The organism is Microvenator marinus, assembly GCF_007993755.1.
Taxonomy (GTDB): domain Bacteria; phylum Myxococcota_A; class Bradymonadia; order Bradymonadales; family Bradymonadaceae; genus Allomicrovenator; species Allomicrovenator marinus.
Genome location: NZ_CP042467.1, coordinates 4,321,920 through 4,345,340, shown reverse-complemented (window position 1 = coordinate 4,345,340; position 23,421 = coordinate 4,321,920). Strand labels below are relative to the sequence as shown.

Genomic DNA, 23,421 nt, shown 5'->3' with positions numbered 1-23,421 from the left:
ATGACAAAGATTCAGGATGCCGCACAATTCAAGCACTCGATTGCATATCGTCCAGAGTTGGACGAAGACGGGCTCCAAGTGGAGGTCTTTGCGACAGATGGGTCGCGCATCCGACGGTTGAGTTTCTTCCAACAACACATCGCGTTCCAAGAATTTCAAAATATCGAGCTAGCTGCACGCCTCATCTCGGCCCTCGAAGACTCGGAAACACAAACCAAAGCCACGGGTTATAGGCTTCTCACGCACGAGCCATGCGTCGGTTTTGTTCATACGGCAGACGGCATCCAACCAGGATGGATGGCCTTCCCCTTGGACAACGAAGTCCTCAAGACGCCGAGTTTGAGGGTTCAAACGAACGAGTCGCCATCGCTCCGAATCGTGGGCGGGATGAAACAGGCTGACCTTCTACATTGTGTCCTGGAAGAACGAGGAGATCGCTTTAAGAAGTCTGTCGCCGACCTCGCGATTTTGCCGCACGTCAAGAATTGGGACGTCGAACAAGAGATTTCCGATACGGATTGCGTTGAACTCGAGAGACTCGTCGGCCCGACACTGGCTCAGAATAAGCTCCTCGCGAGCTTTCGTTCGCTGAGGCGCGAAGACCTTGACGCTAAGTCATTCCGTCACTCCATCGAGCTCGATCGGTCGCTGGTTTGCGTGCCCGCAGAGTGGCTAAGAGCCAAGATTCATCTCAACTTTGAAACGCTGACAAGATCGACAGAATAGACCCGCTTTGTTATGGATGCCTCAAGAAAACCACGAGGTGTTCCGATGAGTGATACATTCCTGCTCGAACCTGCTTTTCAATTCTCCGCCGCACTCGATCCCCATCGTCGAAACGCCTACGAAAAGGCGATCCGAGAGGCTGCGAAGAAAATGGGGGGAACACCTTCAATCGCCCTCATCGGTTGGCAAGCTGCCACCTTGGTCGATGTGGCGCTCGAGGTTAGCGAGCGGGTCTATATCGTAGAAAAACATCCCGAGCTCTTTGAGTCGATTCAAAACGCCGTCATGACTCGAGGAATCGGCAAGAACGTTTCTCTCTTCAAAGAAGACGCAGCCAGTGTCCAATTGGACTCCAGAGTGGATATCGCCGTGACCATCGTTCACTCACCTTGGTTCATGGAGACACCTGCGGCCCAAATCCTGACGAATATCAGAAAGAACGTGCTCAAGCCCGAAGGCGTCATGATTCCCCGCAGATTCGTTCACCTCTTTGAGCTCGCCTCGTCTGCGACTGATATCAGCGGAATCTCATTGAGGGTGCCGCGATATGGGCGACCCGGTGAGGTGTTTGCGGTTTTGGGAGAATCAAAACATTGGTCGACGACGGATTTCACACACGACGAAGATTTCAGCGTGGAGATCGACGACACGATCATCGTGAAACCACTGCTTAGCGGCACGTTGACTGGACTTCGACTCTCCACCCTGGTGGAGCTGACCGACAACACCGTTCACCTCGCTGGCCACTCGGGCTATCAGTCGCTCTTCATGCCATTGCGCGAGGATCTGGACGTCAAAGCCCACGAACCCGTCACCATTTTCGCACGCTTCCGTATGGGCGAGGGGCTCAAGGCCTCACGCTTTATGGCTCGCCATATTGACGACTCTGAGACTCCGGCAGCCGAAATCAGCCCAGACGTCTTGCAGAAGTTTCACGATAACGTTGCAAAGATGATCGCTCAGGTCGACGAACTAGGCCGAGGCGCAGATCTCGACAAAGTCGTGACGTATACCTTCGACCCGCACGGCGATGTCACGCGTCTCACCGCCCTCTTCTGGACGGTGGACGACGAATTTAGAAAGCCGCTAAAAGCTATGGTCGAAGATTTCCGCCGCCTTGCCGCACAGGCAGGAAGCACACCAACTGACGAGCAGATCTACAATATCATGCTCGACTCGTATCGAAGTATTCGCTCCGGAGAGCGCCCATGAAAAGTCTCGAAACCCTGCTCGCCGAACGCATCGTCATCATCGACGGAGCCATGGGCACAATGATCCAGCGCCATAAGTTTGAAGAGGCGGATTATCGCGGTCAACGCTTCCACGACCATCATATCGATCTCAAAGGCGCGAACGACTTGCTAGTCTTCACCCAGCCGGACGTGATCTCGAGTATTCACCAGGACTTCATCGAAGCCGGTGCCGACATCATCGAGACCAATACGTTCAATGCCCAGCGGATCTCGCTCGCCGATTATGAACTTGAAGATTTGGCGTATGAACTCAACTTCGAGGCCGCCAAACTCGCTCGGTCCGTCGCGGATAAGTTCACCACGAACGACGCTCCCAAATTTGTGGCCGGATCCATTGGACCAACGTCTAAAACCCTCTCCATGTCGCCTGACGTCAATGACCCAGGCTTCCGAGCCGTCACATTCGACGAGATGAAGGATGCGTACATTGAGCAAGTCAACGGGCTTCTCGATGGCGGAGTAGACATTCTCCTTCCGGAGACCACGTTTGATACGCTGAACCTCAAGGCCGCACTCATTGCGATTGAAGAGGCTTTCGAAGCGCGCGGAAAGCGTGTGCCGGTCATCACTTCCGTGACCATCACCGACGCCTCAGGCCGCGTGCTTTCGGGACAAACGTTGGGCGCGTGGTGGGCCACCATCGCCCACGCGAAACCTCTGATCACATCCATCAACTGTGCGCTCGGTGCCGACGACATGCGCCCGTACGTTGAGGAACTCTCAAAGCTCGCGGACTCCTACACCGGTTGTTACCCGAACGCTGGCTTGCCCAATGAGTTCGGCGAGTACGACGACACCCCGGAACATATGGCATCGGTTCTGAGGGACTTTGCTAAGGAAGGCTGGCTCAACCTCGTTGGGGGCTGCTGCGGCACCACGCCCGACCATATCCGCGCCATCAAAGCCGCGGTATCAGACCTCAAACCCAGGACTCCATCGGAGCCGTCCCCCTACACGGTATACGCAGGGCTCGAGGCCTTCCAAATTCGTCCAGAATCAAATTTCACCATGGTCGGTGAAAGAACGAATATCACGGGTTCGAAGAAGTTCGAGCGCCTGATCAAGACTGACGACTTCTCCACGGCTCTTGATGTAGCGCGCGAGCAGGTCTTTAACGGCGCAAATATCATCGACATCAACATGGATGAGGGCCTGATCGATTCTGTGGCTGCGATGGAGCGCTTCCTCAAGCTCATCGCGTCTGAGCCAGACATTGCGCGCGTCCCAACCATGGTGGACAGTTCGCGCTTCGAGGTCATCGAAGCCGGCCTCAAATGGATTCAGGGAAAGCCCATCGTCAACTCGATCTCCCTCAAAGAGGGCGAAGAAACCTTTCTCAGACAGGCGCGAATTTGCAAGAAGTTCGGCGCCGCTGTGGTCGTGATGGCCTTTGACGAAACAGGCCAGGCCACTGAAGTTGAACAACGCGTTGAGATCGCTCGAAGAGCGTTCGGCCTCCTACAAGAAAAGGTCGGCTACGACCTCAGAGACATCCTCTTCGACCCCAATATCCTGACGGTCGGAACCGGTATCGAGGAGCACAATCGCTACGCCATCAACTTCATCGAGGCAGTACGACGGATTAAAGCCGAGTTCCCGGAAATCAAGATCGTGGGCGGCGTAAGCAATATCTCGTTCTCGTTCCGCGGCAACAACCGCGTACGTGAAGCCATCCACGCGGCCTTCCTCTATCACGCCATCTCTGCTGGGATGGATATGGGGATCGTGAATGCGGGCCAGCTTGAGGTCTACGAAGAAATTCCAAAAGACCTGCTTGAGCACGTCGAAGACGTACTCTTTGACCGTCGGCCGGATGCCACCGAACGCCTCGTGGATTTTGCGGCGACTCTGAACCAGACGACCACACAGAAAAAAGGCAGAGACGACGCCTGGCGCAATGCTCCGGTCGAAGAGCGGATGCGACATGCGCTCATCAAAGGCATCGATGAGTTTATTGAAGCGGATACCGAAGAGGCGCGAATCAAGCTGAAACGCCCGATTCGAGTCATCGAAGGGCCGCTCATGGACGGAATGCGCATTGTGGGAGATCTCTTCGGTCAAGGAAAGATGTTCCTGCCACAGGTGGTCAAGAGTGCACGCGCTATGAAGAAGGCCGTGGCCTATCTGACGCCGTTTATGGAGGAAGAAACCGAGAGGACGGGCATAGAGGCTCAAAACGCGGGTACCGTGCTTCTCGCTACCGTAAAGGGCGACGTGCACGATATCGGCAAGAACATCGTCGGGGTGGTCCTCGCCTGCAATAACTACAACGTCATCGACCTCGGGGTGATGGTTTCCGCCGAGAAGATTTTGGCCGAAGCCAAGAGCTCCAATGCAGATATCATCGGACTGAGCGGGTTGATTACGCCCTCTCTGGACGAAATGGTACACGTCGCCAAAGAGATGCAACGCCAAGGGTTCACACGTCCTCTCCTAATCGGAGGTGCGACCACGAGCCGCAAGCATACATCGGTCAAAATCGCCCCGATGTACGAAGGCCCAACCGTGCATGTCGTGGATGCCTCTCGTGCGGTCAACGTGGTGGAAAGTCTACTTTCGGCCGACCGACGGGACCAGTACATCGACGAAAACCGGGAAATGCAGGCCAAAGACAAGTCCGACTACGAAGGCCGATTCGCGCCAACCGTGGTGCCTTTTGAAGAAGCCCAAGAGAACCGCTTCCCGATTGAATTCAAGACCGAAGACCTCACAAAGCTTCCGTTTCACGGTCCAAAACTAGTCTCCGTGGAAATCGGTGAATTGGTAGATTATATCGACTGGACCCCGTTTTTTGCCGCATGGGAGCTTCGAGGCGCTTACCCGCAAATTCTGGACAATCCCGACGTTGGCGAAACCGCCCGTGAGTTATTCGCGAACGCTCAAGCCATGCTCAAGACCATCGTCGATGAGAAATGGCTCAACGCCCAAGGCGTCTACGGCTTCTTCCCCGCGAATAGCGAAGGGGACGACGTCGTTCTTTACGACGAAGAGGGCAACGAACTCACTCGATTGTGCATGATTCGCCAACAGAACGACCGCGCCAAGAATGACCAGGCAAATATGTCATTAGCGGACTATATCGCTCCAAAGGAGATTGGAAGAGATGTCATGGGGGCGTTTGCCGTCACCACGGGTCTTGGGGCCGAAGAGAAGGCCAAAGAGTTTGAGGCACGCCACGATGACTACAACGCGATCATGGTCAAAGCGCTGGCCGACCGACTCGCCGAGGCCTTTGCCGAGTGGTTGCACCAGAAGGCGAGGATCGAATGGGGAATCCAAGACGGGCCTTTGCCAAACCAAGACCTGATCGCCGAAAAGTATCAGGGAATCCGGCCAGCCCCCGGCTATCCGGCGTGCCCGGACCACACCGAGAAGTCAAAGCTCTGGGAACTGCTCAAGCCCGACGAGTTTGGCCTTACCATTTCCGAGAATTTCGCCATGTATCCGGCGGCGTCGGTTTCGGGTTGGTACTTCGCTCACCCCAAGGCAAGATACTTCTCCATCACGAAGATTGGAGACGACCAACTCCAAGACTACGCGCGGCGAAAAGGGCAAACCCTCGACGAAGCGCGACGATGGCTTGCTCCTTATTTGGTGTGAAATGACCCAAGAATTCGGAAAATACACCATCCTGCGCCACCTCGCAGATGGAGGCATGGCGACCATCTGGGTGGCGGAGCAAAATGGCCCTGAAGGCTTTGCCCGCTATATCGCCATTAAACGCCTATTGCCCGAATTTTCCAAGGAAAACGCCCTTCGCGAAATGTTTCTCGACGAGGCTCGACTCGCCTCACTTCTTTCGCATCCCCATATCGGCCAGATCTACGAACTCGGCGAGGCGAGGGGCGAGCACTACATCGCCATGGAGTTCATCGACGGCCTCTCACTCGAAGAGATTATCAACGGTTACGAGACCAACGGGCCAATCCCCATCGACCTCGCGGCACGAGTGATCGCCTCGATTCTCGACGCACTGGAATACGCCCACCGAGCCACGGATAGGGACGGAGCACCGCTGAATATCGTCCATCGTGATGTCACGCCTTCAAACATTTTGGTGTCCAACGATGGCATCGCCAAACTGGTCGATTTCGGAGTCGCAAAAGCTGCCAAGCACCGCAGCGCCACTCAATCAGGAGCCGTGAAAGGCAAGTATGCCTACATGTCTCCCGAGCAAATCGAAGGTCAGACCGTTGGCCCCCAAAGCGATGTCTTCAGTCTGGGAATCACATTCTTCGAACTCCTGACCGGAGTAAAGCCCTTCGGCAAGGAACTCCCTGCCGTTAGCGCCATTCTGCGCAACCCAACGCCAGACCCAAGGGAATTCAGACCGGATATCCCCGAAAGCTACGCACGCGTCATTCAAAAGGCGCTCGAAAAACAAACCGAGAATCGCTACCAAAGCGCCCGCTCTATGCTCCTCGACATCGAGACCACGCTCAGACAGCGCAACGCCTACATCACGCCGCTCGAGATCAGCGTTTACGTGCGCACCCTGCGTGGACTCGAAATCGATGTGGATGCCTCTCACGAAGTAGATGCCGGCCTTTTCTCAGCGGACCGCTCAGGCGAGACCATGATTTCGGCCTACGCGCTCGAGACCATGACCGCACCGCCCCCAAAGAAGCCCGAAGGCCTTACCCAGCTGCCGTTCAAGTATCTGGCTTTCATGGTTCCGGGCTCCATCCTTGGGCTGGCGGCGATGGTCTTGATCGCAGTTCTCTCCGCGGGCAGCAAGACCACGTCCTCCCAGATTCCACGTGGCGCGAGCTTCATTCTTTCCGAGGAAGCGATCGTCCAAGCCGATGCTGTACCGACGGCCCTTTTTAAGAAAGACGGAAACTGGGTGGTGATCGACTCCCAACCCGAGGCGAAACTCTACCATGTCGGGGTGTTCATCGGCACTACGCCCGTCTACACGCGGCTCACACCTGGGTTCTATAAGGTTGAACTCGAACAAGGTGAGGTTCGAAAACGAGCTACCGTCGAGGTCAAAGACGCCCCCCTTACAAGAGAGGTGCTTGTTCTTCAGGACCTAGACGATGCTCCTAAAAAATCGAATCGAAAGAAGAGGTGAGCATGTCTGAGTTTGGCCCATTGACGTCTCATGCGCTCGGCGTGCTCCTCAAAGAGATGGTTCGGCGCGCAATAGAAACTATCCAGGCGCAGCAATTCACGTTCGAAGCTAGTGAAAAGACTACTTCGTACGGTAGCGGTCTAGACTTTGTAACCACGGCCGACCATGCCGCTCAGGCTATCTACTTGCGCATGGTGCGTGAGTGCCTTCCTGGCTACGGAATCATCGCCGAAGAGGATGAACTGCAGGTAGAGTGCGCATTTTCACCCTCACTCTGGATTACGATCGACCCGTTGGACGGGACCCGCGCATTCATGAGGCGCCAGTCTCACGGGATTGGAACCATGGTCGCACTCATCTCCGAGCACGAAGTCCACGCTGCCTACGTGGGGGACGTCACAACCCGAGAGATCTACGGCTACCGACCAGGCTCCCCCAAAGTGCATCGAATCTCTCAGTACAGCAGCGGCGTAGAGCTCACGGTCGACCCTCAACGACTTCTCAAGCGGCAATACCTTCTTCTACACGACGATCCAGCGAGCTTTTCGACCGAATCCCAAAGGCTCTTTTTGACCCCAGCGTCCCGTCTCTTTTCGTCCTATGAAATCACGCGAGGAAGCGTCGGTATCGAATTCTCCAGACTCTGGAAGGGCGAAGTTGGAGGCATTCTCATCCGTCCAGGTAACATCACCCCTTGGGACTTTGCCCCAATCATCGGAATCTCAAGACGTTTGGGATTTGTGTTCGTGAACCTAGAGACCAAACAAGTCTTTGAGATGGAGGTTCCCCGAACCACCCTTGAGGTTAACGCCGAGGTCATTATCGTTCACGAAAGCCGAGTTCCCGAGCTTCTGCAATTCGTTTGACCGAGTGTTTGTAGTGCCCGACTTGGATTGTTATAGTGCAAGGAGGAGTCGGCCATGCTCAGTGCACCACTTATCTTCTACCTCTCTCTCTTCCTCGTCGGCGCACTTGGGACTCTGGGATATATGTGGACTCGTGGCAGGCGACAACACAAACCACCATTGCCTTCTAGAACCTCTCAGGAGCCTCCTGAGCCCGAAGACAAGCGAAGACCAACCACGGGGCGCCATGCCGGCCTAAGCGTTAGCACGGAGTCTGTGAGCGCCCTTAAAGAGGCGGAGCTTTTGGTAAACCCAAAACGCTCCAGAGACCGGAAATGTCCGAAGTGTGAACGCAACTTCCATGAGTCATTGGTGATTTGTCCTCATGATCAAACCCCGCTGAAAGCGCTGGAGGAAGGTCAGAAGCGAGTCGTCGTGCGCGAATCTTCTGCCTGCCCCACGTGTAAGCAGTGCGGACGAAGGTATGAGCATGGGATTCGGTACTGCAGACACGACGGCAGCGAGTTGGCACTAGACGTTGAAAAAGCTCTATGTGTCTATGTTTGCCGAAACTGTGGAAGCGAATCAGAAACCCGGCTGGAGAAGTGTTGCGAGGAGCCAAATGTTGTTGAGGTTAACCCGAGCCTGGTTGACCAGCGCCCTCCCCTCATCCCGATGCTCTTTTGCCCACTCTGCCACCATGTAGAGCCCAATGGCGCAGCCATGCTGTGTCCGATCGACGCAGTCCCTCTGCTCCCCATGTTACACCTCGCACGCACGCGGCTGGCCCCGTTAGGCGAGGGACCACGAAGAACGATCTGTCCCCATTGTTCAAAACGATACTCGAAGGCCGCGGCGTTCTGTGCGTTTGACGGGCACAAGCTCCTCCCCTTGGACTGACGCTTACTAGTAGGGGGTTTCAGGTACGAAGATAATATCGCCAGGCAACAAGCGGATGTTTCGGCTCTTGCCTTCAACGATGTCTTGTAGCGGGACCCGGACCTGTATCTCGGTGCCGTTGACCACTCGGCTCAACTTCGTCCCATTACTCGAGGCACGTTCAGCAAAACCGCCCGCAAGCGCAATAGCCTCGATGATCGAAAGATTCGTCCGATACGGGAACGCGCCCGGCGCGCCCACCGAGCCGAAAATGTAGATTCGCTTGGAGTTAAACTCGGTGATCGAGCAGCGAACGCTTGGACTTTGAATGTATCCGTCCGCAAGCCCTGCCGTGACCTTCTCTTCCATGTCGGAGCACGTAAGCCCCTCAACGGTGATCCGTCCAAGATACGGGTAGTTGATCGTCCCTTCATTGGAGACCGTAAATTCACCGGAAAGCGAGCCTTGCCCGTGTACTGTCAGTTGGAAACGATCCCCCACGCCAAGTTCACCGGCGATAGGCATCGTGTTCTCTTGCTCAACCAATGCTTCGTACGCTGGGTCTACGCTACCGTAGCCGCAAGCGCCGAAGACAAGGATAGAACACGCCAAAAGCAAGATGTAGAAGTAGGATCTCATAGATTGAGCGGGTCTCAAGTCTTCAGTATCGAACTGTCGTACCGAAGGTCACCAAATGCTTGGTATATTCCCGCAGCGAATTCAAACCCAAAGTCTCGTCGAAGAGCACGTCTTCGGTATTGTTGATTTGCAGGCGATAAGCTGCATCAACACTCCACCACTTGAAAATATCAAAGCCCAACGAGGCCCGACCGCCGATGAGCAAGTCTGAGATGTCTCCAACAAAGCCTGGAGTTCCCACGTAGTCTCGAATCGAGACCTCTGCATCCAATCCAAGGCGAATCCGGTCGACCAACCGATGCTGATATCCCGCGTATGGCCGATAGTAGGTGTAGAAGTTCCCGATAGTGGTATCTGCAAAACTTTGATTGTAGCCGACAAAGAGCACGTTCTTCGCGACTGGGTCGCCTACGTGGTAGGTCAAGCGCGTGTCGATCACCAAACCGCTGAAGCTGTCTCCCTGGTCATGGAACGACCAACCCCAACCACCGACGAGCTTCAATGAGAGTCTCTCGGTAATCAGACCCGTCAGACCAGCCTGAACCTTTAAAGGTGTGCTATTCGAATTCGCGATATTCCCAATCGCCTGATTCGAATCATCGTACTGGACGATCTGATAATCGAGGCTCAACGTAAGCGCGGTTCTTGGCAGAAATCGCCAATAGTTCGTCAGCGTGAGGTCGTGGATCATGCGATTAATCGCTTCGATATCCTCATGCCTGTATACCAACCAATCATAGCTCAAATAATGCTGGAATACTTTTCCGCCGGGATGCAACCCAAGCGTAAGCCCCAATGAGTTCACGTTGCGGTTATATGCATCGAGCGTGGGACCTTCAGGTGGCTCGTTCGTTCTTGCGAAAGCCTCTTTGAAGGTCACCGAAAAGGCGCCCTCGCGATTGATCCCGAGCGTAGCGCCAACGTTGGCCGAAAGCCCGCTCTGCTCCGAGACCGTGGCCTCATCATCCAAATACTGTTGCCACGAAACACTGGCGGAAACGTTGTATTGAGCCATCCCTGGATTCAGGGAATCGATGGAGAGAAATGGGGTGAATCTAAGGGAGGGTGCCGAAGACAGCCGTGTAGTCTCATCTTCAGATTGATAGAAGATATTCGAATCGTAGGCGCCCGCCATCGTCAGTCCAAATGACGCGACTAACGACTCGGATTGCAAACCCTCACCAGGTGCCGCCAGAGCACTCACGGACATGATCATCCCCGCGATCACACTCATGACTTGTACTTGTTGAACTCTAGCAACCATCTTATTCCTGGGGACCCCAGTTAATCACACATCAGTGGTCTGTGAGTAGCAGAACCCGAATACAAAATACACCCACAAAAATCAGTTAAATGCTGTTAGTTCGGGAAGTCGTTCCATCGCAAGGTCAAAATCGAACTCATTATCGTCAATAACGATAGGATCGACCTCGGCAATGTTGGGATCAATTGTTCGATCGACAACGGTATCTTCTGAAAATCTCAAAACTTCCCCCGCACATACGAGCGCCTGTTCACCGAGCTCACCCACCTTCTCGCCGCCAATTGCCACAAGTGTGTAGTGGTGCTTTTCGGCCTCTTTGTCTCCAGCTGAGACGGCGCTCTTAAGTTCTTCGTGGCTCTTCTCACCGACCTTAACAAAGCCTTTGATAGCGGCAACCTTCTCATTCAAACAGTTCAACTTCAGAATGTCTTGTTCTTCGGTTCGAACACGCTCCAACACCTCATTGGTGCTAGTGAGTGTAGACTTCATGCCGTTTACGATTTCGGTCGCTCTCTCGATCTTCTCTGGACCGGTCAAGGTGTCGACCTCATTCTGCAAATTCGCAATATCAGATGCAAGAGTGCTAGGCGCCTCCGAATCTTGGGCGTTTACAAAACTTAGAGCGAGAGTAAGCGTCAACGCCCCCACTGCTCCCATAATCAAGTTTTTTGCCATCATAGCAGACCCTATTCTTACAATTTCCGCTTCACACTAACACATCTAGCACGTCATACAAACCGAACCAAAAACAACTACTGTGCGACCTCGAAGACGAAGGTTTTATTCACAATGACCTCACCACCCTCTGGTCGAGGGAACCTGAAGCCCTTCACAACACCGGCTACACACGAGCCAACCCCACCACCGACGGAGTCCTCTACGGCCTTCGCGCTGGTCACACGGCCAATGGTTCCGATCGTAAACGAAACGACCACTTTACCCGAAGCGCTTGGATTGTTCTTAATCTCGCGCTCGTAGCAGCGTTGGATAGCGGCTTGGCGCCTTCGAATCACATCAGACACAGAATTGGAGTCGAGCTTTCCACCGACCATCTTCTCGGGTGTTTTGAGGTTCAACTTAACCTTGACCTTCTTCTCGGCCTGCTTGCCGGTATCCACGCCCTTCTTAGCTTTGGAAGCACCTGCCAAACCCTTCAACTCACCCATACCCACCGCACTTCCCTTGCCGTCGGCATCGGATGAGCCGGAAGTCCTAAGACCGCTTTGCTCGGCGCCTGCTACGTTGGTCGCAATACCCGCTGAGTTCGCAAAGGCTTCTTCCATCGAGGTACGTCCGGCACCTTCAGAGAGTGAATCGATCAATGAGCCCCCCTCGGAACTCAAAGCGCCGATCTGACCCAGAATAGTCTTATTCTGCACTTCTTCCGCCAATCGTCGCTTCCGCTCCGCATCCGCAGCCGCGCGCTCTTCAGCGGTCTTTGGCTCCGCCTTTGGTTCGTCATCTGCTTTTGGGGCCGGCTCTGATGGGCCATCGTCCTCTACCTCTTCCCCTGGCCCGTCTCCTTCTTCGGTCTCGATAGGTTCCGCTTCGATCGGCTCTGGCTTTTCGTCCACCATGATCGAAACAAAACGATCCGGCATCACGTAATCGATATCTTTGGGTTGTGGCCAGTCTTTCGCCAGAACAAACGCGACGAAACCAACTTGAAGGAACGCAGAAATGAAGGTGGTGATTAGAAGGGTGGTTGCACCGACGAGCGCGAAAAGAAGGCCTCCTCGCATGCTCGCGGGCAGCACGGGGGGCGTTCGTGGTGGCGGAGGCTTGACGAACTGGAAGAGGATAGCGACCTCTTCACCCCCGTTTTCAAACGCCACGCGGCCATACGTCTTCTCGGTGATTTTGAGAGCGTATCCATCCCCCGACTTCTGTGCCTTATTCATCTTGACCAGTTCTTCGAGCTCTAGCGGCTTTGAATCGCCCACCGAGACACGTCCGGTCATATCCTTCGTAAAGTTCAGAACGTATTCACCGTCCTTAACATCGAAGAGTTGATAGGTCCGTGGCAATTTTGATGCAGGGACCACAAAGGTGTTCTTCTTTAGATCTTGACCGATCGTGACCGCCTTCCGTGTATGGATAAGACGTTCCTCGATACAGTTTTTATTCTGAAAAAGACCAACCCTTAGGATTCGTTGTACAGGCTTTTTCTGCGTAGACATTCAAAAACTCTTTAAACAGCCGTTGCCAAGTCGTCGCACGCCCTCTCGAACGTGAGGCCTCTCCAACCACCCGATTGTGACGCTCACACTAGAACCATCGGCATACCGATTTCCTTCCCTCACTAGAATGACTTAAACCACGATTCTGCGCAACCGCATAAAAAAAAGGACGGTAAAAACCGTCCTCTACGCGAATACGCGGATTAACTCACTCTGCGCCCCCGAAGGAGTCGCGATTCACCTTAACCACAGCGAACTTAAACTGGTTCAACTCTGCTTGGCCTGCGGTGTACATCACCTCGGTTACGAGGCGAAATGGAGTGCTTTGATCGGCGATGATGGTCGCAGTGGGCTCATAGGTTTGCCCCAAAACTCGCATTTCACGCTTCTTCTTGGCGATCTCCTCTTGGAGTCCCTCAAAGAGTGGCTGAATGAGGAGGCTGGCTTCGCCACCTTTCTTCATGCTCTTATCCACAGCACCCTGCTTCACGTCCACAGTCTTAGTGTTGTTCACCAAGATCGCTTTCTGACTGACCGTAATAGTGGTCATATCTTCCGGTGTGAGCTGGGTCGCACTCTCTGGAGCCTTCAAGTCTTCACCGATCACTTTGATCGGCTCATCACCGTAGTTCTTCAGAAGGAAGACCAGAATGATAACCATGATGTCCATAAGGGAGTTCATCCCAAGGCCACCTGGCTCTTCCAAGGCTTTCTTCTTACGCCGACCAGCCTTCTTTTGCCGCGCACGCTGCTCGAGAATGAATTGCTCGTCTGATTGTGTAAAACCGTCCGACATGATCGTTCTCCTTTACTGCGCGATCGACAAGATTGGGTCTGGGAAAAGTTCTTCTGGTGAAGTACCGGTTCCCTTATACTGAGCTGACCAAAACTCGCTCGCCTGGCCATAGGACTCTTTGGCGAGTTGGAAACGTGACACGTCCATCAGGCGCACAATGGCCGAGTATGGGGTGTCTGGATCCGCCGAGATCTTGATGATCGTCTCGTCTGGGTATTCTTTCTTAATTCTCATGAGCTGGTTGTAGAGCTCAGGCCAGTTGTAGGCCGCGAGCGCTTCTTTCAGCTCCGCTTCACCACCCACGAGGTTTCCTTGTGCCATCGCTTCGCGAGCACGCTGGAACTTTGCAGCGACGTCGACGTTCTGCTTCGCAAGACAGATCGTCGGGCCCTGCGTTGGGCATCCAGGACGAGGGGTGAGCACTGCCTCGGAAGCAGCGATCATGAACCCTTTGGTCTGCACGGTGACCGTGAGATTCAAAGGCTTCTTATCGTCCTCTGGTGGAGGCTCTTCTGTCGAAGGTCCAACTGAAAGCTTGGGCGCAGTGATGTTAATCACACCCACTTCCAAGAAGACGATCGAGAGAAGGAGCAAGGGAATCAAGATCACCACCATGTTCATAATGGGGGCGAGGTTGAGTTCCAAATCTGGTTTTTCTTCGGTGCGTTTACGCGCCATGAATCCTCCTGCGTCCTGGAAGACTATTATTCCAGGACCACACTTAATTCCGAGGAATTACTCTTCTGCCACGCCACCCTTGCCACGGCTGACAAGAAGGTTCTCAAGCTTGACGCTGTAGAGATCGATCTCGTCCATCAGACGCTTGGTCTGACCGCTGAGTACAAGGTGAGCAAGCAACGACGGGATAGCCACGATAAGACCGAAAGCCGTCGTGTTCATCGCGAGAGCAATACCACGTGCCAGAAGTCTCTGACGATTCTCAGGAGTGGCTTTCTCGAGAGCCTCGAAAGCCTCGATAAGACCGAGGATGGTTCCGAGAAGACCGAGAAGCGTTGCGATGTTACCAAGGGCCGCGAGGGCGTTGGTACGCTTCTGAATACGAGGAACCACCTCAAGGGAGGCCTCTTCCACGGCGTTCTGGATCTCGACTTCGCCTTTGTTGGCGCGAGTCAAACCAGCCTTCACCACTTGAGGAAGAGCTGCGGATGGAGCGGCATTGCACAACTTGATCGCACGATCAATGTTGTTGGCCATCACCAACTTTTGGACCTGAAGATAAAAGGCCTCGGCGTTGATGTTGTACTTGAAGAACAAGAAAATGAACCGCTCAATCGCAATCCCGATTGCGAAGATGGATACTGCGAGGATGAGATACATCCAAATTCCGCCAGTGCGGAATGCTTCGGCAATTGCGCCCATGTTGAGTTACCTCCGTACGCGTTTTAACAAACTGCGAACCGTTATGACCCGTAGGTCGTTGAAAAAACTAAATCAGGACTCCGAACCAACGCTCTCGAAAAAAACGGCTGTCTCCGAAGTCCGTACCCTATAGCATACCGCATTGCGGGCGGCCAAGTTCATTTTTTTGTCGCTAGAAAGGCTTTTCATCAACCGTCTCTAGCAACTCAGGAATAAAGCTCTGCTTTGGCTTGAGCTTTTCGTAATTAAGTTGTGCATGTTGCAGAATATAAAAGGCTTCTGGCTTTTCAATTCTACCTTTAATCACGGTCTCATCCAGATTGATGACACCTTGTTGCGCAAAGGCAGAACCTGAAATCATTGTTCCGGCAGCGATCAGAGCCACCGTTAGTACGATCATTTTCATGATTCTTCTCCTTTTTGAGCCTCACGCATCATCTCTTGCTTCTGTTTTTCAATCTCGATCGCTTTGCGAGCTTCCTCAAGATATTTGTTGGCTGGGTCATCTTTTGCCATGGTCTTGTTGACGGCCTTGTACTGACCAAAGGTATCAACGGACTTTTGAAGGCGTGCGATGGGGTCCATGCCAGGGATATCGCTGTCGAGATAAAGAATGGCTAAGTTAAAGTGAGCGTCCGCAAACTGAGGGTCGATCTCGATCGCTCGTTTGAACGCGAGCTCCGCATCTCGAAAGCGGCTCAGACCTTTGTAAGCACTACCAAGATTTAAGAACGCATGCTTGTAATCGGGAAAGACCCTGACAGCTTCTTCAAACTGCAAGCGGGCCGCCTCGAAATCACGAGCCTCATGATAGAGCAAGCCGAGGTTATTTCGCGCCTCGGGAAACTGTGGGCGTAGCTCGACCGCTTTACGGAAGTTCGCGATGGCCGCCGGCTTCTTGTCCAACTTCAGCTCCACGAGCCCGTAGATATTGAAAAGATCAGCCCTCGATCCATCGAGCTCCACGGCCCTCACAACCACAGAGCGTGCGAGCTCGAAGCGGCCAAGGTTAAAGTTTGCTTGCGCCATAGCCACCATGGCGTCCACATTCTTTTCGTCGCGTCTCAGAACCTCTTTGGCCTTACGAATCACATCCTCGTACGCGCCCTTGTAGAGCCCTACCTCGAGGCCGGCCACACGGTGACTCAGCACGTCCGGCCTCTGATTCGCAAAGCGATCGGCAAGCCTTTCAGCGTCTTGAACGCGATCCTGTCTCAGATAGAGACGCACCAAATTGATCAACGCCGGGCTAAAGTTGGGGTTCTTTTGAAGTGATTCAAAGTAGCGGCGCGCAGATTGCTCGTATTGTCCCTGTCTCTCATGAATCACACCCAGATTATACGCTGCAAGATACGCAGCACCTGGCTGGGTAAGAATAGATTCAAGGGAGGATTGTGCAGATTTGAGGTCTCCACGTTTTGCGGATTCCATCGCGTCGCGGATCATTGCTGCCGAGCCGGCGTCGAGCTCGCTCTCATCAGAGCTAGACTCAGCAGATCCGTCATCGAGACTATCGGTTGAAGGCATCTCTTGGACATCCTTCATCAAGTCCTCAGTCGCTGGCATGTCCTCGGTAGCGACACTTTCCTCAACAACGCTCTCGTCTTTCTTCTCCGGAGATCCCGAGCAAGCCAGCACGAAAGAAGTTCCGATAGCTAGAAGTATAATCTTCTTCATTTTGGAGCTCCCGGATTCAGGTTCTCGGCACCGATGAGGTCTCGACCCGTAACCACGCGCATCTCGTAGGTAGAACGTTCTTCTTTGTAGAGCGGATAATCAGCCGGCTTATAGCGGTTGAGCTCCTCGAGTGTTCGCATGGTCCACTCGTTGACGATCTTCTCTTCACGGGCTTTAGCGATAGTGGTCTCGTAGCGGCGAATCGCCTCATCCTCGAGCGGAATGGCGATATCCTCAAGCTGCGTACGATAGACCTCGTACTCTTCGGAATCGTCTCTGAACGGAATAGGCACGTTATACAAAGATTGAGCGAATTGCTGAAAGAGACTTCCGATTCGGAAGCTCGACGCCATGGTCCACTCAAGACTCTGATAGCCCCAAACCGATTCATATTCCGCTGTGAGCGCCTTTTGACCAGCGATCTTCTCGTTGAGCAACTTCTTCTGGTTGTTGAGCGAGCCTTTGATCTGAATCTTGTTCCACTTATCAAAGTTTCTCTCGGCCAGCATGAACTGCGACTTGGCCGCAAAGAAGGCGCCTGGAGATGCCGGAGCCACGCCGCGCGACTGATACTCGTCGATGATCTGCTTGTAGTACGTGTCGGCGCGTCTCTGGTCACGACGTCCTTCGTAATAGTCGGCGATCTTCATCAATCCTTCGAGGACCTTCGGGGAGTTTTCCGCCGTTCCGTGGTCCTTGACATAGGTGTTGATGGCTCGAATCATCTTCTGAGAATCACCTGCCTTCTCCCACGCCTCAACCGCTCGCCATGCAGTTTCATCGGCCTCTTCACTTTCGGGGAAAGTCGTCGAGTAGCGCTCATACGCAGTTGCGGCCTGCTTATAATTCTGGAGGTTTTCCTGAAGAACGGCTGCATTCCTAAGCGCATCCGCACGCCGCTCCGTGAGCTGGAAATCCAGTCCTGTCTCGTTGATCTCAGCCTGAGACTTGTTGCGATACTTATCGTAGAAAATCTCATACGACTGAATCGCGTTTTCGTAGTCAAAGAAACGCTCCTGATTCACGGCCACCCTGAAGAGTGCGTAAACGGCCAGGGGATCGTTCGGATGTTCCTTGTAAACCCGATCGTAGAGTTTCATGGCCGATTCGTATCGCTGAACGTTCTCGTAGGCCACGGCCGCGTTGTTTAGAGCCTTCGCTGCAAACTGGTTGTTTGGATCCTCTTGGAGCAGGCGCAAATACTCTTCAGCCGCTTGTTCGTACTTTTCATCCGCAAAGAGCTGTTCGGCCGACTTAAACATCGCGCCGAGCTTGAACTCTTTGACTTCTGCACGAACGGCGGCAGCTTGTTCACCCTGAATCACGTTGGAGAGCTTCTCCGCGGCTTCAGCGAGTTTGGTGAAGTCGTTTTCGTTGCGGTAAGTCTCTAGGATCAAACTTCCCGAGAGATACGCGACCTCGTGCTCGGGGTATTGGTTGATCACCCACTCGAAGCGCCGTCTTGCGGTCGGATAGTCGTTGAAGTCGTAGTAGACCTTGGCGGCTTGGAACGCGAACTTCGCATCGAGATACTTGTCTTCCTCATTCTTGAGGTTGAGCACCACGTATCGGTCCATTTCTGTGACGTAATCACGAACCATCGCAGGAATTGCTTCTGCGGTGATAGTCTTTTGCTCTTCCCGCTCGTCTTCACTTCGAACCTGGGTTTGATTCTCCGCGACAGCTTGCGCATCAGCAAGGCCCGGCAAGACTTTCGGAGGAAGTTCACCAGTTTTGACCTTATCGGCCATCATATTCTCAAGAGATTTAACGGTATTGAATGCCGCCACCTCTTGGAATTCGTTTTTGGGAACGTCCATCTCTCGCACCACTCGGTATTGCTCATAGGCTCGTTGATACTGCCCTGAGTAATAGAGGCTCTCGGCGAAGTAAAAGTTCCATTGGTAGAAATCTTTATCGTTCGGGTAGCGCTGAAGATAGCCTTCATAGCCCGTAGCCGCGGAGGCGTAGAGGGTTTGCGCCCGCTCACCAAGCGATTCGTCTTCTCTGGCTTCAGCCTCGGACCGCATTTTTTGGGCCTCGGCGTGATACCACGTGGCCGACTGAATCAGGTTATCTTTGACCAAGACATCTGAATAGCGAATGGCCTCGGCATTTCCGAGCTTTTGTTGGTGGGCGTACCACTGACTCTCGGGACCGTAGAACTGATTGAGTTTTCCGCGCTCCTCGAAAGCCAGTTCGAGCTGGTCGTCTCTCAACAACGCCAAAATGATCTGCTCGTGAACTTCCGGGTTTTCGCGATCGAGCGGATATCTCGCGAGGATGAAGCGGTAGATATCCACAGCATCCGCATAGCGTGTGTTATCAAAAAGGTACCCACCCAGGCGTCGGAGGACTTCCTTCTCGTAGGGTTTATCCCCGGTGATGTACTTTCGAACTCGGATCAGACCGAAATCGTCGTCCTTATTGCCGTCGAGATTCCAGTCTTCCTCGGCGAGGGAGATGGCCATGTACTGCACGGCTTCAGCGCGGAGAACCGAACCTTGTTGGCCCGTTGTCGCTTGAAGCTCATCGCTGTACTCGATCAGGCGGGCAAACTCTTTGATCGCCTGATCGAAATTGTCTTGCCGGTAATAAGTCCAGGCCAGCTTGTAGAGGGCCTTATCGTAGAACTGCGAGTCCTCGAACTTCATCGCCTCGATGTACGATTGCTTGGCAAGCTCGAGTTCGTTGTAGTCGAAGTGGAATTCACCAATTCGGATCCACGCTTCTGGCACGAACTGAGAATCAGGCCTCTTGACGATCAGCTCGGCAAAGAGTGAACGCGCCTCAGTCTCGTTGCCCATCTGCAATTCACAATACGCGAGCAGGTAATAGGCGCCATCGAGCAAGCGATAGTCAGGGAATTCCGCAATGAGACGCCTGAAGAGTGCGATCGTATTTGAATAGTCGCGAATCGGATCAGCCGGAGGGTCGGTCCTCTGACCTGATTGAAAAGCCTCCAATTGCTCCTGGAACGCGTCATCAGCGAGCATGAAGTCGTCGTTTGCTTTCTCGAAATGCAGCTCAGCGAGCCTGAAAATCGCGTCCGGCGTGTATCGCTCATGATTCGGATACTTGACGAGGAAAGCCTCAAAAGACTCGATCGCTGCGACGCGGTCACGTCGCTCAATCTCTTCGCTCGACTCGATCTTCCCTTGATATGCCGCGTTGATCTGCGAGACACGCTTTTTGTACTCGGCATCGACGATATTATCTACGGTACCCTGGAAGTCGGTAATCTCAGCAGCATAACGATTAAGGGCGTTCTGCCAGTCTTCGAAATGCGCGATTTGTTCCTGACTAACACCTTCGGGAAGCAAGATCGGAGCACGAATCAAGCCTTTGTCTTCCGCAGCCATACCCTCTTTATTGCGGATATCTTCTCCACGTTGGGCGGCTTCTTTGTCCAAATCGGTTTCATCGACGATCTCGGGGCCGTCTTCTTCAGCGACCTCTTCCTGAGCGAACACGCCCGTTGGAGTACCGAAGAGCAGACCGAGCAAGAGTGCTCGCGAGCCCCACCTATGCAGGTTATCGAACTTCATTGAAGGCCTCCTGCAGCATTCTCAATTCAGACGTACGGTCTTCAAAGAGCTGATTAATTTGGTTCGAAATTCGCTCTTTCTTCTGCCACTTCACATCGATCAGGCCGACATCCGCTCGAAGAACAAGTTCATCAAATTTAGCTCGTGTTCTCATAAAGTTCAGATATGCCAACACCCCGGCACCACCTTGCGATGCGAACATCAGCTCTTGCAGGGACGCTCGGTGTTCTGCCAATAGGCGCTCTTCGCCTTCGATCTCGGATCTGATCTCCGAGACCTTTTCATCCACTAGCGATTCTAGTTTTGCGAAGTAGGCGTCTAGCCTCTGGTGTTGTTGAGGAAACTCCGCACGGGCGGTTTGCATGCTGGAATCAAGCCCCTGACTTCCAAGCATACTCTCGGCCCTCGCAAGTGCATCCTGGTATCGCTTTCTGATATTTCCTTCGGCGCGTACCACATCATCTCCGACGCCAACCATGCTTCTAGACTCCGCGATCTCAGCTTGGATTTGAGCTCTCAGATCTTCGAGTTCTTTGAGGGTGCCACGGATTTCAGCGCGGAGCGCATCGACGCGATCCTTCTCATCCTGACTCAGGTCACGACCATATTCTCGCTCTAAGTAGGTATTAACCGCCGCAAGCTGCGCGTTTTGGCTATCGATTTGATACGCCACAGCATCGAGTTGTGCACGTAGGCGATCGTACTCTTGAAAAATCAGCTCCTCACGCTCCGCAAGCTCCACTCGGCTCTGAGGGGCACGCTCATGCGCTGCCTTGATGGCCTCTAGCTCCGAGGCCATCGCCTGCCAACGGGTGGCCAGATCACCACTGAGATTGGCGCTAGAAACTTGCTTCTCAAGCATTGCATGGCGTGTCGCCAGTAACTGGTTTTCCACCTCAATCCCCTGAGCCAGCCCTTCGGAAAGCTCCGGGAACGACTGCACCCGTGCACCAGAGGACAGACGAGCATTGATCTCTCGGATCACGCTTCCCGTGTCTTCGATATCACGGCTCACATTTCTCACGTCTCGAATCATCGCTGTCGCCGCGGCTACCGAGTCATCGGACTCAAGCCATTTCGTAACCAACGGTGGCATTTGACGCGCCTCTTCTCCCGGCACCTCCTCAACGAGGATCGAAAAGAAAGCCTGAAGGTCTTGCTGTTCAGCCGCGAGTTTATCCATCTCAGTCTTGACCGGCTCAAAGGTCGTCAAGATGTCTTTGAAGTCATCCTCGGCGAGCTCGTATTCATTGAGCAAAATGGAGAGGTCAGCCTTCAGGAGCTTTGCTTCCGGCTCAAAAGCAGGGTTCGGATCATTGAGAAGCAAAATCTCCACGTTTCGTCGAGCTTCGCGGTACATCTCTTTAGCCACGAGCACCCAGGTAAACTCCCAGAGTGCACGATCGAAGTGCTCGGATTCACGAGGCACGCGATTGTACAAGTCGATGGCACTCTCATGATCGCCGCGCTCGTAGGCGAGTCGCCCCTGAGCGATATAGGCGAGTTCAATGACGGAGATATCTCGGGGATTGCCCGGAGTCTTCGACGTCACGGTCTGAAAGGTCGTCAACGCCGCGTCGTATTCCTTCTGAGCGACCTGCGCCACGCCAGCAAAATAGAGCCCGACCACCGAATATTCAGGATTTGATGACGCCCTCATGAAGGACTGTCTGGCCTCTTCGAATTTACCCTGCCGATAGAGGGTCTTTCCCGAAATATAGTCGAGAGCTCCGTCAACCCCTTGGCCCTGTAGCTTTGAGAGAATTTGGTCGACCCCCTCAAAGTTTCGGGATTCGTACGCCATTTCTAGGTAGAGGCGCGCGGCATCGTCAAAATGTGTCCCACGGCCCATGTCGATGAGCTGTTTGAGATAGCGGCGCGATGCCTGATAATTTCGCAAACGGTAGAGGCTGTCTCCGAGGAGAAAAAGGCTTTCTCGATAACTCGGAAACGCCTCGGTTTCGCGGCGAACGAGGTCCATGAAAAGCACGCTCGCCCGCTGATAGTCTTCAAGATAGTAGGCGACCCGAGCATCGTTGAGTCGCGATTCTGTGCGATACTGAGATGCCACTTCTGCCGGCTTGATGAAGGTATTCTCAAGCTCAGAAATGGCCCTGGTGATCTCGCCTGGGTTTTCTACGGGCTGGGCCTGCGCAAAAACACTGGGAGTCATCAAACCGAGCGCGGCAAAGAGCGATGCTGACGCGATCAGGGTTTTGAGTTGATTAAACTTCACTTCGCTTCGTCCCCGACGGCACCTTCGTCCGTTCGAATATTATCGAAGAATTGCACTTCACAACGGGTAAATGGGCGGTCCTCTTTGGAGGTCGCTGCGTTACCCTTCTCGTATGCAACCACACGAATCTGACTAATCTTCCCTTCCTCTGCCTTGAACTGACACGACGACCGGATTTCAAAGTCGTATCCGTTGAAATAGGGGAAGAGCCCGTAGCCACTTCCTTGATACTTCAAAAAGATCGAGAGGTTATGGTTTCCTGGCGCGATGCCGCCATTGTAGACTTCGAACGAGTTCTTATCGGCGAGTGAGCCGTTGCGATCCACCTGCCCGAAGACCTTGCTTCCGTCGAGGCTGTACAGCGCTTCTCGAAGCTTAAATGCCCGTCCCATATCGGTCTTATGAATCACGATCGCTCGTGCACCGGCCAAGTTTCCGCTCAGAAGCGTCTCGCGCAGGAGCACGATTCGAGTCTTCGATTGAAAAACCTTCTCTTTGAGATCATCGATCTTGGTCTCCAACTCCTGGATTTTCATGGAGTAGGCTTCCTGCGGCATGTTGGGGTCAACCTGCAGCCCTTGGACTTGATTGGAGTCCATTCGAGCCTGAAGCGACTCGTCCGTGCCCGGGTAGTCGGTTCTCAGAGGACGACCACCGGGCCCCAAGACGGGCTCGTTGCTTGCGGGTTGGCCCTCTGCTTCAGCGGGAGCCTCAGTGCCTTCGGCAGGCGCAGCTTCAGCACCTTCTTCAGGAGCACCCTCCGCTTCCGCTTCTGAACCTTCTGCCGCAGGTGCGGCATCTTCTTGTGCAACCTCTTGTTGCGCGGTTTCTGCGTTCTCATCCGCATTTTGCGCCCACGCGGTTGAGGCTGCGCTGAGCAAAATTGCCGTCAAGAGAACACGATTCAACCTTGTCATAATG

At 53.7% G+C, this 23,421-nt stretch carries 18 protein-coding genes; 6 read left to right on the top strand and 12 right to left on the bottom strand.

Annotation, left to right across the window (positions count from 1 at the left end; genetic code table 11):
• The 6 genes from FRD01_RS17885 to FRD01_RS17860 are packed head-to-tail and all read left to right on the top strand — an operon-like array spanning window position 1 to window position 8,801.
• Window positions 1-726 carry a hypothetical protein gene (locus tag FRD01_RS17885; protein ID WP_146962067.1) on the top strand — a complete coding sequence of 242 codons (726 nt, stop codon included), beginning with the start codon at window positions 1-3 and terminating at the stop codon, window positions 724-726.
• A 45-nt stretch (window positions 727-771) separates the two neighbouring features.
• Window positions 772-1,938 (top strand): SAM-dependent methyltransferase, encoded by a 1,167-nt coding sequence (locus FRD01_RS17880; RefSeq protein WP_146962065.1) that lies wholly within the window; start codon window positions 772-774, stop codon window positions 1,936-1,938.
• Entirely contained in the window at window positions 1,935-5,579 is a 3,645-nt protein-coding gene (gene metH / locus FRD01_RS17875; protein WP_146962063.1) for a methionine synthase, read from the top strand. Before FRD01_RS17880 ends, metH begins: the two co-directional genes overlap by 4 nt.
• Window position 5,580: 1 nt before the next feature.
• On the top strand, window positions 5,581-7,056 hold the full coding sequence (locus FRD01_RS17870; protein WP_146962061.1) for a serine/threonine protein kinase: 1,476 nt from the start codon (window positions 5,581-5,583) through the stop codon (window positions 7,054-7,056).
• Between the two features lie 2 nt (window positions 7,057-7,058).
• Window positions 7,059-7,922, top strand: a complete 864-nt coding sequence (locus FRD01_RS17865) for an inositol monophosphatase family protein (RefSeq protein ID WP_146962059.1) — start codon at window positions 7,059-7,061, stop codon at window positions 7,920-7,922.
• A gap of 54 nt (window positions 7,923-7,976) precedes the next feature.
• The gene (locus FRD01_RS17860) at window positions 7,977-8,801 is read left to right on the top strand and encodes a hypothetical protein (protein WP_146962057.1); all 825 of its coding nucleotides are present in this window, start codon (window positions 7,977-7,979) and stop codon (window positions 8,799-8,801) included.
• 6 nt (window positions 8,802-8,807) lie between these two features.
• Here FRD01_RS17860 and FRD01_RS17855 read toward each other — a convergent pair whose 3' ends face one another.
• The 12 genes from FRD01_RS17855 to FRD01_RS17800 all read right to left on the bottom strand — a co-directional run bounded on the left by FRD01_RS17855 (window position 8,808) and on the right by FRD01_RS17800 (window position 23,417).
• A complete protein-coding gene (locus FRD01_RS17855; RefSeq protein ID WP_146962056.1) occupies window positions 8,808-9,419 on the bottom strand; it encodes a polysaccharide biosynthesis/export family protein in 612 nt (203 codons plus the stop codon).
• Between the two features lie 22 nt (window positions 9,420-9,441).
• The gene (locus FRD01_RS17850; RefSeq protein ID WP_146962054.1) at window positions 9,442-10,683 is read right to left on the bottom strand and encodes a hypothetical protein; all 1,242 of its coding nucleotides are present in this window, start codon (window positions 10,681-10,683) and stop codon (window positions 9,442-9,444) included.
• An 81-nt stretch (window positions 10,684-10,764) separates the two neighbouring features.
• Window positions 10,765-11,361, bottom strand: coding sequence for a hypothetical protein (locus tag FRD01_RS17845; RefSeq protein WP_146962052.1), 597 nt, complete (start codon window positions 11,359-11,361; stop codon window positions 10,765-10,767).
• 74 nt (window positions 11,362-11,435) lie between these two features.
• On the bottom strand, window positions 11,436-12,863 hold the full coding sequence (locus FRD01_RS17840) for an AgmX/PglI C-terminal domain-containing protein (RefSeq protein WP_146962050.1): 1,428 nt from the start codon (window positions 12,861-12,863) through the stop codon (window positions 11,436-11,438).
• A gap of 208 nt (window positions 12,864-13,071) precedes the next feature.
• Window positions 13,072-13,659, bottom strand: a complete 588-nt coding sequence (locus tag FRD01_RS17835) for a biopolymer transporter ExbD (RefSeq protein WP_146962048.1) — start codon at window positions 13,657-13,659, stop codon at window positions 13,072-13,074.
• Window positions 13,660-13,671: 12 nt separating this feature from the next.
• Complete coding sequence (locus tag FRD01_RS17830) at window positions 13,672-14,337, bottom strand: biopolymer transporter ExbD (protein WP_146962047.1); 666 nt, start codon at window positions 14,335-14,337, stop codon at window positions 13,672-13,674.
• A gap of 57 nt (window positions 14,338-14,394) precedes the next feature.
• A complete protein-coding gene (locus FRD01_RS17825) occupies window positions 14,395-15,039 on the bottom strand; it encodes a MotA/TolQ/ExbB proton channel family protein (protein WP_146962045.1) in 645 nt (214 codons plus the stop codon).
• Between the two features lie 172 nt (window positions 15,040-15,211).
• Window positions 15,212-15,445 carry a hypothetical protein gene (locus FRD01_RS17820; protein WP_146962043.1) on the bottom strand — a complete coding sequence of 78 codons (234 nt, stop codon included), beginning with the start codon at window positions 15,443-15,445 and terminating at the stop codon, window positions 15,212-15,214.
• Entirely contained in the window at window positions 15,442-16,716 is a 1,275-nt protein-coding gene (locus FRD01_RS17815; protein ID WP_146962041.1) for a tetratricopeptide repeat protein, read from the bottom strand. Before FRD01_RS17815 ends, FRD01_RS17820 begins: the two co-directional genes overlap by 4 nt.
• Complete coding sequence (locus FRD01_RS17810) at window positions 16,713-20,264, bottom strand: tetratricopeptide repeat protein (protein ID WP_146962039.1); 3,552 nt, start codon at window positions 20,262-20,264, stop codon at window positions 16,713-16,715. Before FRD01_RS17810 ends, FRD01_RS17815 begins: the two co-directional genes overlap by 4 nt.
• Complete coding sequence (locus FRD01_RS17805) at window positions 20,251-22,500, bottom strand: tetratricopeptide repeat protein (protein WP_146962037.1); 2,250 nt, start codon at window positions 22,498-22,500, stop codon at window positions 20,251-20,253. Before FRD01_RS17805 ends, FRD01_RS17810 begins: the two co-directional genes overlap by 14 nt.
• Window positions 22,497-23,417: a hypothetical protein gene (locus FRD01_RS17800; RefSeq protein ID WP_249755720.1), complete on the bottom strand. Its 921-nt coding sequence runs from the start codon at window positions 23,415-23,417 to the stop codon at window positions 22,497-22,499. The genes FRD01_RS17805 and FRD01_RS17800 overlap by 4 nt, the downstream gene beginning before the upstream one ends.
• Window positions 23,418-23,421 lie beyond the last annotated feature (4 nt).